This window comes from Kordiimonas sp., from assembly GCF_048264555.1.
In the GTDB taxonomy this organism is placed as follows: domain Bacteria; phylum Pseudomonadota; class Alphaproteobacteria; order Sphingomonadales; family Kordiimonadaceae; genus Kordiimonas.
On sequence record NZ_JBLXCX010000002.1, the window covers coordinates 984,147 to 992,490 of the forward strand.

The 8,344-nt window shown below is 53.5% G+C and carries 18 protein-coding genes and 1 pseudogene; all 19 read right to left on the reverse strand.

Annotation, left to right across the window (positions count from 1 at the left end; translation table 11 throughout):
• Window positions 1–5: 5 nt before the first annotated feature.
• Window positions 6–362 carry a 50S ribosomal protein L18 gene (gene rplR / locus ACN0XZ_RS09775; RefSeq protein WP_417457549.1) on the reverse strand — a complete coding sequence of 119 codons (357 nt, stop codon included), beginning with the start codon at window positions 360–362 and terminating at the stop codon, window positions 6–8.
• 12 nt (window positions 363–374) lie between these two features.
• The gene (gene rplF / locus ACN0XZ_RS09780; protein ID WP_417457550.1) at window positions 375–908 is read right to left on the reverse strand and encodes a 50S ribosomal protein L6; all 534 of its coding nucleotides are present in this window, start codon (window positions 906–908) and stop codon (window positions 375–377) included.
• A 14-nt stretch (window positions 909–922) separates the two neighbouring features.
• On the reverse strand, window positions 923–1,321 hold the full coding sequence (rpsH, locus tag ACN0XZ_RS09785) for a 30S ribosomal protein S8 (protein WP_262691206.1): 399 nt from the start codon (window positions 1,319–1,321) through the stop codon (window positions 923–925).
• Between the two features lie 12 nt (window positions 1,322–1,333).
• Window positions 1,334–1,639 carry a 30S ribosomal protein S14 gene (rpsN, locus tag ACN0XZ_RS09790; protein WP_417457551.1) on the reverse strand — a complete coding sequence of 102 codons (306 nt, stop codon included), beginning with the start codon at window positions 1,637–1,639 and terminating at the stop codon, window positions 1,334–1,336.
• A 24-nt stretch (window positions 1,640–1,663) separates the two neighbouring features.
• A complete protein-coding gene (gene rplE, locus ACN0XZ_RS09795) occupies window positions 1,664–2,224 on the reverse strand; it encodes a 50S ribosomal protein L5 (RefSeq protein ID WP_417457552.1) in 561 nt (186 codons plus the stop codon).
• The gene (gene rplX / locus ACN0XZ_RS09800; protein WP_417457553.1) at window positions 2,217–2,534 is read right to left on the reverse strand and encodes a 50S ribosomal protein L24; all 318 of its coding nucleotides are present in this window, start codon (window positions 2,532–2,534) and stop codon (window positions 2,217–2,219) included. Before rplX ends, rplE begins: the two co-directional genes overlap by 8 nt.
• Window positions 2,535–2,903 carry a 50S ribosomal protein L14 gene (gene rplN / locus ACN0XZ_RS09805; RefSeq protein WP_262691201.1) on the reverse strand — a complete coding sequence of 123 codons (369 nt, stop codon included), beginning with the start codon at window positions 2,901–2,903 and terminating at the stop codon, window positions 2,535–2,537.
• Between the two features lie 46 nt (window positions 2,904–2,949).
• Window positions 2,950–3,186 carry a 30S ribosomal protein S17 gene (gene rpsQ, locus ACN0XZ_RS09810; RefSeq protein ID WP_417457554.1) on the reverse strand — a complete coding sequence of 79 codons (237 nt, stop codon included), beginning with the start codon at window positions 3,184–3,186 and terminating at the stop codon, window positions 2,950–2,952.
• 11 nt (window positions 3,187–3,197) lie between these two features.
• A complete protein-coding gene (rpmC, locus tag ACN0XZ_RS09815) occupies window positions 3,198–3,389 on the reverse strand; it encodes a 50S ribosomal protein L29 (protein ID WP_417457555.1) in 192 nt (63 codons plus the stop codon).
• 19 nt (window positions 3,390–3,408) lie between these two features.
• Entirely contained in the window at window positions 3,409–3,819 is a 411-nt protein-coding gene (gene rplP, locus ACN0XZ_RS09820; RefSeq protein ID WP_417457556.1) for a 50S ribosomal protein L16, read from the reverse strand.
• 31 nt (window positions 3,820–3,850) lie between these two features.
• A complete protein-coding gene (gene rpsC / locus ACN0XZ_RS09825; RefSeq protein ID WP_417457557.1) occupies window positions 3,851–4,546 on the reverse strand; it encodes a 30S ribosomal protein S3 in 696 nt (231 codons plus the stop codon).
• Window positions 4,546–4,926, reverse strand: coding sequence for a 50S ribosomal protein L22 (gene rplV / locus ACN0XZ_RS09830; RefSeq protein ID WP_417457558.1), 381 nt, complete (start codon window positions 4,924–4,926; stop codon window positions 4,546–4,548). The genes rpsC and rplV overlap by 1 nt, the downstream gene beginning before the upstream one ends.
• A gap of 2 nt (window positions 4,927–4,928) precedes the next feature.
• The gene (rpsS, locus tag ACN0XZ_RS09835) at window positions 4,929–5,210 is read right to left on the reverse strand and encodes a 30S ribosomal protein S19 (protein ID WP_262691196.1); all 282 of its coding nucleotides are present in this window, start codon (window positions 5,208–5,210) and stop codon (window positions 4,929–4,931) included.
• A 12-nt stretch (window positions 5,211–5,222) separates the two neighbouring features.
• Window positions 5,223–6,059 carry a 50S ribosomal protein L2 gene (rplB, locus tag ACN0XZ_RS09840; RefSeq protein WP_417457559.1) on the reverse strand — a complete coding sequence of 279 codons (837 nt, stop codon included), beginning with the start codon at window positions 6,057–6,059 and terminating at the stop codon, window positions 5,223–5,225.
• Window positions 6,060–6,062: 3 nt separating this feature from the next.
• Window positions 6,063–6,356 (reverse strand): 50S ribosomal protein L23, encoded by a 294-nt coding sequence (locus ACN0XZ_RS09845; RefSeq protein ID WP_417457560.1) that lies wholly within the window; start codon window positions 6,354–6,356, stop codon window positions 6,063–6,065.
• The gene (rplD, locus tag ACN0XZ_RS09850) at window positions 6,353–6,973 is read right to left on the reverse strand and encodes a 50S ribosomal protein L4 (RefSeq protein WP_417457561.1); all 621 of its coding nucleotides are present in this window, start codon (window positions 6,971–6,973) and stop codon (window positions 6,353–6,355) included. The genes ACN0XZ_RS09845 and rplD overlap by 4 nt, the downstream gene beginning before the upstream one ends.
• Before the next feature lie 5 nt (window positions 6,974–6,978).
• Window positions 6,979–7,734, reverse strand: coding sequence for a 50S ribosomal protein L3 (rplC, locus tag ACN0XZ_RS09855; protein WP_417457562.1), 756 nt, complete (start codon window positions 7,732–7,734; stop codon window positions 6,979–6,981).
• A gap of 4 nt (window positions 7,735–7,738) precedes the next feature.
• Window positions 7,739–8,053, reverse strand: a complete 315-nt coding sequence (rpsJ, locus tag ACN0XZ_RS09860; protein ID WP_020401309.1) for a 30S ribosomal protein S10 — start codon at window positions 8,051–8,053, stop codon at window positions 7,739–7,741.
• Between the two features lie 50 nt (window positions 8,054–8,103).
• A pseudogene (tuf, locus tag ACN0XZ_RS09865) lies at window positions 8,104–8,344 on the reverse strand (elongation factor Tu); the annotation flags it as partial.

The window sequence follows — 8,344 nt, forward strand, 5'->3', positions numbered from 1 at the left end:
TGACCTTAGAATGCCAAGCCGCCTTCACGCGCTGCATCTGCAAGTGCTTTAACACGACCGTGATAGAGGAAACCCCCACGGTCAAACACAACTTCAGCAACGCCGGCAGCTTTAGCACGCTCGGCAATCAATTTCCCAACTTTCGTTGCAGCCTCGATGTTTGAGGTTGCATCGCCACGCAGGTCCTTCTCGGCGGTGGAGGCGGCAACAAGCGTCGCGCCCTTAACATCGTCGATAATCTGCGCATAGATATGCTGGTTCGTACGGTGAACAGAAAGACGCGGCCGCCCGACACTCTTCTTGCGAAGTTGAGTGCGGTTGCGCTGACGGCGCCGTTCAAAAAGTTTAGTTTTAGAAGCCATTCGTGCCATCCGTTACTTCTTCTTACCTTCCTTGCGGAAGATATATTCACCTTCGTACTTGATACCCTTACCTTTGTAGGGCTCAGGCTTGCGGAACTCACGGATCTTGGCAGCCGTCTCACCGACTTGTTGTTTGTCGATGCCGGAGATAACGATCGTGGTCTGGTCAGGCGTCTCAATCTTGATGCCTTGTGGGACCGGGAAATCGATATCATGGCTGTAGCCAAGTTGCAGGTTCAGAGCAGAGCCTTTCATAGCAGCGCGGTAACCAACACCGGTGATCTGCAGCTTTTTAGAGTAACCTTCGGTTACGCCTTCGATCAGGTTGGAAATCATAGTACGCTGCATACCCCACATGGAGCGGGCACGCTTCGTTTCGTTAACAGGTGATACAACGATACCTTGATCGTCCTGGGCAACAGTAACCTCAGGAACAAAAGACATCGCCAGTTCACCCTTAGGGCCTTTTACCGTCAGGTCCGAACCGTTCAAGGAAACGGTCACGCCGGACGGAATAGCCACTGGCTTTTTACCGATACGGGACATGAGTTCTCCCTTCCTTAGAATACGGTGCAGAGGATCTCGCCGCCCACATTGTTCTCACGCGCTTCTGCGTCTGAGAGAACACCTTTCGGTGTGGAAACGATCGAAATACCAAGGCCGTTGTGAACACGAGGCAGGTCACGAACCGAGCTATATACGCGGCGACCAGGTTTGGACACACGATTGATCGTGCGGATAACCGGCTCACCTTCGTGATATTTGAGCTCGATGGTCAGCTCAGCCTTATTGGCTTCGCCTTCAATCCGGGAATAACCACGGATGAAACCTTCACGCTGTAACACATCCAGAATGCGCTGACGCGTCTTGGATGCAGGTGTGGATACAACAGTTTTGCGAGCTTGCAGACCGTTGCGGATACGGGTCAGCATATCGCCGATCGGATCAGTCATCGACATGAGCCTACCCCCTTACCAGCTTGACTTAACAACGCCAGGTATCTTGCCAGCGGAGCCAAGCTCACGCAGACCGATACGAGACATCTTAAATTTACGATAATAACCGCGCGGACGACCTGTTACTTCGCAGCGATTGCGAAGACGCGTCTTTGCGCCGTTACGTGGCAATGCTGCCAGTTGCATAACAACCATCCAGCGCTCTTCCTCACCCAGATCCTTGTTGTAGATCTGTTCTTTGAGTTCAGCACGCTTTTTGGCGTATTTCGCAACAAGCTTTTCACGCCGTGCGTTCTTGTTCATGGCACTTTTCTTAGCCATATCAAAACCCTCCTTCGGCTGCCGTTACTTTTTGAACGGCATGTCAAAACCGGTCAGAAGCGCACGCGCTTCATCGTCGGTCTGAGCCGTGGTGCAGATGATAATGTCCATCCCGCGAACCTGATCGATTTGATCATAGTTGATTTCCGGGAAGACGATTTGTTCCTTCAGGCCCATTGCGTAGTTGCCGCGACCGTCGAATGACTTCGGGTTAACGCCCTGGAAGTCACGTACGCGTGGCAGTGCAATGGTGATCAGCCGGTCAAGAAACTCGTACATACGCTCAGAGCGCAGCGTTACTTTCACGCCGATTGGCATGCCTTCGCGAAGCTTAAAGCCAGCGATAGACTTGCGAGCGATCGTAACAACAGGCTTCTGACCAGAGATAGCAGCGATTTCTTCTACTACCTTGTCGATCTTTTTCTTGTCCTGAACAGCTTCACCAACACCAACGTTGATGACAACTTTGTCCAGTTTTGGAACCTGCATCGGGTTTTTGTAGCCGAACTGCTCCTGCATGGAAGCACGAACTTTTTCTTCGTAAACGCTACGAAGACGTGGCAGAGCCTTAGTTGCTTTAGCCATCAATCACCTCCCCGGACTTCTTCGCAAAGCGAACCTTGCGACCGTCTTCGAGTGTTTTGAAACCAACACGAGTAGGCGCGCCATCTTTCGGGTCTTCAATCATAAGATTGGAGAGCTGAATTGCTGCTTCCTTCGTCTCGATACCACCTGCACTGGTTTGCGTCGGGCGGTTGTGCTTCTTGATCAGGTTAACACCTGAAACAAACGCACGGCCTTCGCTTGGCAGTACAGACGTGATTTCGCCGCGCTTGCCTTTGTCTTTACCGGCAACCACAACGACCTTGTCACCTTTTTTCAGTTTCGCGGCCATTTATAGTACCTCCGGTGCAAGCGAGATGATCTTCATATGCTTCTTTGCACGCAGTTCACGAACAACCGGACCAAAGATACGGGTGCCGATTGGTTCGTGGTTTTTGTTAACAAGCACTGCTGCGTTGCGGTCGAAACGAATGGCAGTACCATCCTGACGACGCACTTCTTTAGCAGTACGAACGATGACAGCGCGGTGCACGTCACCTTTCTTCACACGACCCCGTGGGATCGCTTCCTTTACGGAGACGACAATAATGTCGCCTACTCCAGCAGTTTTGCGCTTGGAACCACCAAGCACTTTAATGCACTGCACCCTCTTGGCCCCGGAGTTATCGGCCACGTCGAGGTTGGTTTGCATCTGAATCATGGGTTACACCCTTTGTTATTACCGACGAATAGCAAGAAGGTGAGGCCTAAGCCTCACCGCCAACTACGCGCCAGGTCTTCAGTTTAGAAATAGGACGACATTCCTCAATACGGACTGTCTCCCCAACCTGAATAGTGTTGCTCTCATCGTGAGCGTGGTACTTCTTAGAGCGTCGAATAATTTTGTCAAGCAAAGGATGCTTGATGCGACGTTCAACATTCACAACAACGGTTTTATCGCCTTTGTTGCTGACCACAGTTCCTTGCAGAATACGCTTTGGCATGGGTTTACTCCTTACGCCTCAGCCGACTGGCTCAGGATCGTTTTGATCCGGGCCACATCGCGGCGGATCTCACGAACACGAGCCGTGTTTTCCAATTGGCCGGAAGCCGCCTGAAAACGCAGGTTGAGCTGCTCTTTTTTCAGGTTCTCGAGCTCTTGACGGAGCTCATCTTGCGACTTGGCACGAATATCAGCTGCCTTCATCTTTCTTCTCCGTTAGCTCTTAGTGCATCCGTTGCACGATGCGAGTACCAACGGCCAGCTTTGCAGCTGCACGCTCGAACGCACCACGCGCCAGTTCTTCAGAGACACCGTCGATCTCAAACATGATGCGGCCAGGTTTTACCTTGCACACCCAACGATCAACAGAGCCTTTACCTTTACCCATCCGAACCTCGGCAGGCTTGGCTGTCACAGGCACATCCGGGAAAATCCGGATCCACACTTTACCAGACCGCTTCATGTGACGGTTCATGGCACGACGAGCCGCCTCGATTTGGCGAGCAGTTACACGGCCAGGCGCGGTCGCTTTAAGACCAAACTGACCAAAGTTAAGATCGGTTCCGCCCTTGGCATTGCCATGGATACGGCCTTTGTGGGCCTTACGGAACTTCGTACGTTTCGGTTGCAACATTTTATGTCGCTCCTATCACTTACCGTCCGGCCTAACGGCGGGACGGACCACCTTGGCTTTGAACTTCGTTTGCACGACGTTCGTGAGCCATTGGATCGTGTTCCATGATCTCGCCTTTGAACACCCAAACCTTGATGCCGCAAATACCGTATGCGGTCAGGGCTTCGGAGACACCATAGTCGATGTCTGCACGAAGAGTGTGCAGCGGCACGCGGCCTTCGCGGTACCATTCGGTCCGTGCGATCTCTGCGCCACCAAGACGGCCAGCACAGTTGATACGGATACCACCGGCACCAAGGCGAATTGCGCTTTGTACCGCGCGCTTCATAGCGCGACGGAACGCAACACGACGCTCGAGCTGCTGTGCGATGTTGTCAGCGATCAGTTTCGCGTCAACTTCCGGCTTACGGACTTCGACAATGTTCAGGCTCACGTCAGAGCTCGTAAAGTTTGCAACTTTACGGCGGAGCTTCTCAATGTCGGCGCCTTTTTTACCGATGATCACACCCGGACGAGCCGAGTAAATGGTCACACGGCATTTTTTAGCCGGACGCTCGATGATCACTTTGGAAATGCCAGCTTGTGACAGTTCCTTCATCACGAACTTGCGGATCTTCAGGTCTTCGTGCAACAGCGTGCCATAGTCATCGCCTTCGGCATACCAGCGCGAGTCCCAGGTGCGGTTTACACCCAGGCGCAGACCAACGGGACTTACTTTCTGACCCATTATGCAGTCTCCTCTACTTCGCGCACAACGATGCGCAGACGGCTGAACGGCTTGACGATCTTGCCAACACGACCACGAGCACGGGCGCGGAAGCGTTTCATAACGAGCGCCTTACCCACAGTTGCTTCGGCCACGACAAGGCTGTCGACGTCCAGGTTATGGTTGTTTTCTGCGTTTGCGACTGCAGACTGCAGAACTTTCTTCACCTCAATCGCGCTACGGCGGCGGTTGAAGCTCAGGCTAGCCAGAGCTTTTTCCACTTTCATACCGCGAATGCTAGCAGCCACCAGATTCAGTTTCTGGGGCGAGCCGCGAAGCATGGTAGCGGTCGCTACTGCTTCATTATCCGCCAAACGGCGTTTTGCAGATTGCTTACCCACAGTTACTTCCTCTTCGCTTTCTTGTCCGCAGCGTGACCGTAGTAGGTCCGTGTCGGAGCGAATTCACCGAGCTTGTGACCAACCATGTCTTCCGTCACGTAGACAGGAATGAACTTTTGCCCATTGTAGACATTGAAGGTCAGCCCAACGAAATTCGGCAGAATGGTCGAACGACGTGACCAAGTCTGGATGATTGCCGAAGTTTTACCGCTTTCCATAGCCGCTTCCACCTTCTTGAGAAGGTGCATGTCAACGAAAGGGCCTTTCCATACAGAGCGTGCCATATTCAGGACTCCTTAGCGTTTCTTGCGCTCGTGGCGCGACCGGATGATAAGCTTATCGGTACCTTTGTTGGACCGAGTCTTCTTACCTTTGGTAGGCTTACCCCATGGCGTCACTGGGTGACGACCACCTGAGGTCCGACCTTCACCACCACCGTGCGGGTGATCGACAGGGTTCATGGCAACGCCACGAACGCTTGGACGACGACCGAGCCAGCGGTTCCGGCCCGCTTTAGCGAGCTTGATGTTTTGGTTGTCTGGGTTTGATACCGCGCCCACAGTGGCAACACATTCGCCACGAACGAGACGGACTTCACCCGAAGACAGACGAAGCTGCGCGTAACCGCGGTCACGACCGATCAGCTGAGCGTATGCACCAGCAGAACGAGCCATCTGACCACCTTTACCGGCTTTCATCTCCACGTTGTGGATAATGGTACCGATTGGCATGTTAGCGAGCGGCATTACGTTACCTGGCTTTACGTCAACCTTTTCACCAGCAATCACCGTGTCGCCAGGAGCGAGACGCTGTGGTGCAAGGATGTAAGCCAGTTCACCGTCTTCATATTTAATCAGCGCGATGAATGCGGTCCGGTTTGGATCGTACTCGAGGCGTTCCACAGTTGCAGATACATCCCATTTTGTGCGCTTGAAGTCGATTATCCGGTAGGTACGCTTATGACCACCACCGCGACGACGCGAGGTGATACGGCCATGGTTGTTGCGACCGCCGGATTTGGTAAGACCTTCGGTCAGCGCTTTTACTGGCTTGCCCTTGTGCAGACCTTCACGGTCAACAAGAACGAGGCCACGCTGAGCTGGGGTCACCGGTTTATATTGCTTGAGTGCCATCGGTTAAACCCCCGTCGTCACGTCAATGCTGCTGCCTTCGGCAAGAGTAACCATGGCTTTTTTGTATTCAGCACGACGGCCGTTTACACCACGGAAACGCTTCACTTTGCCTTCTTGGCGGAGCGTGTTGACTTTCTTCACTTTCACGTCGAAGAGTGCTTCCACAGCCGCTTTGATTTCCGGCTTGGTCGCGTCGATCGCTACTTTGAAGGTTACCTGGTTATTTTCAGAGCCGAGTGTTGCCTTCTCGGTGATTACTGGGCTCTTGATCACGTCATAATGCTTGATCGCGGTCATTTGAGCCTCTCCTCGAGTTTAGCAACTGCAGCTTTGGTCAGAACCAGCGTGTCGCGACGGAGAATGTCGTACACGTTAGCACCTTGGCTTGGCAGAATGTCAACGTTAGGAATGTTCGAGACGGCACGCTTGAAGTTTTCATTCACTTCAGCGCCATCAACGAAGAGCGCGTTTGCAAGGCCGAGCTTCTCAAGCTTCACCTTCAACTCTTTCGTTTTGCCTTCTTTCAGTTCCGCAACATCAACAATGATGAGCTTGCCGTCTGCTACTTTAGCGGACAGAGCCGTTTTCAGGCCAAGCTTGCGAACTTTCTTCGGCAGGTCGAAACCATGATCGCGCGGGATCGGGCCAAAGGCGCGACCACCACCAACGAAGATGTTCGAACGGCGGTTACCGTGACGGGCACCACCACCACCTTTTTGGCGGCCGAACTTCTTACCGGTGCGAGCGATGTCCGAGCGGAACTTCACAGCGTGAGTACCAGCACGGCGCTTTGCGAGCTGCCAGTTTACTACACGGTGCAGGATGTCTGCACGTGCAGTTACGCCGAAGATGGCATCATCGAGTTCGATGTCACCAGCTTTTTTGGCGTCAAGTGTAAGGACGTCGGTCTTCATGACGCTTATTCCTCGTTACCTTCTGCAGCGGCTTCTGTTTCAGCAGGCGTTTCAGCCGGTGCTTCTACAGGAGCGTCTGCTTGCGCAGGTGCGCGGAACGCTGCCGGCATCGGCAAACCTTCCGGAGCGACTTTCTTCGCAGCGTCAGAGATCAGTACCCAACCCTCTTTCGAGCCTGGGATACCGCCTTTAACGAGGATGAGACCGTCTTCAACCCGCGTTTCAATGATTTCAACGCTTTGTACCGTCTTGCGAACGTCACCGAGGTGACCGGCCATCTTCTTGCCCTTGAACACGCGGCCAGGGTCTTGACACTGACCCGTAGAACCGTGTGAACGGTGGGAGATGGACACACCGTGCGATGCACGCAGACCACCGAAGTTGTGACGCTTCATCGCACCAGCAAAACCTTTACCCTTCGATGTACCAACAACGTCAACGCGCTGGCCTACGAGGAAATGGTCTGCGGTGAGCTCTGCACCAACTTCTACAAGCGCGTCCTCGGCTACACGAAACTCAGCTACTTTCGCTTTTGGCTCAACCTGAGCTTTAGCGAAGTGGCCGCGCTGTGCCTTGGAAACGTTTTTCACTTTACGGGCACCCGCACCAAGCTGGAGGGCGGTGTAACCGTCTTTCTCTACTGTGCGCTGAGCAACAACCTGACAGCCGTCGAGCTGCAGAACTGTTACTGGCACGTGGTGACCGGCGTCGTTAAATACGCGGGTCATACCAAGTTTCTTTGCAATCAAACCTGTACGCATGGTCTTATCCTTGCAGTTTGATTTCAACGTCAACACCAGCAGCGAGGTCGAGCTTCATCAGCGCGTCTACGGTCTGCGGAGTTGGGTCAACGATGTCGAGCAAGCGTTTGTGGGTACGCATTTCGAACTGTTCGCGGGACTTCTTGTCAATGTGGGGACCACGAAGTACCGTGAACTTTTCGATCCTGGTAGGCAGCGGAATAGGACCGCGCACCAGAGCGCCCGTACGCTTAGCCGTGCTGGCGATTTCACCGGTTGCTTGGTCAAGCACACGGTGGTCAAATGCCTTCAGGCGGATGCGAATATTTTGCGCTTCCATTGATCTTACACCTTAAAAGCGGCGCCGGACCAGCCGGCGCCTTCGTTACATTAAGCGATGATTTTGGCTACGACGCCGGCGCCGACGGTACGACCACCTTCGCGGATAGCGAAGCGGAGACCCTCGTCCATAGCGATCGGAGCGATCAGCTCAACAGTCAGGTTCACGTTATCGCCAGGCATAACCATCTCTGTGCCTTCTGGAAGCTCAACCGTGCCAGTTACGTCCGTGGTACGGAAGTAGAACTGTGGACGGTAGTTCGCGAAGAATGGCGTGTGACGACCACCTTCC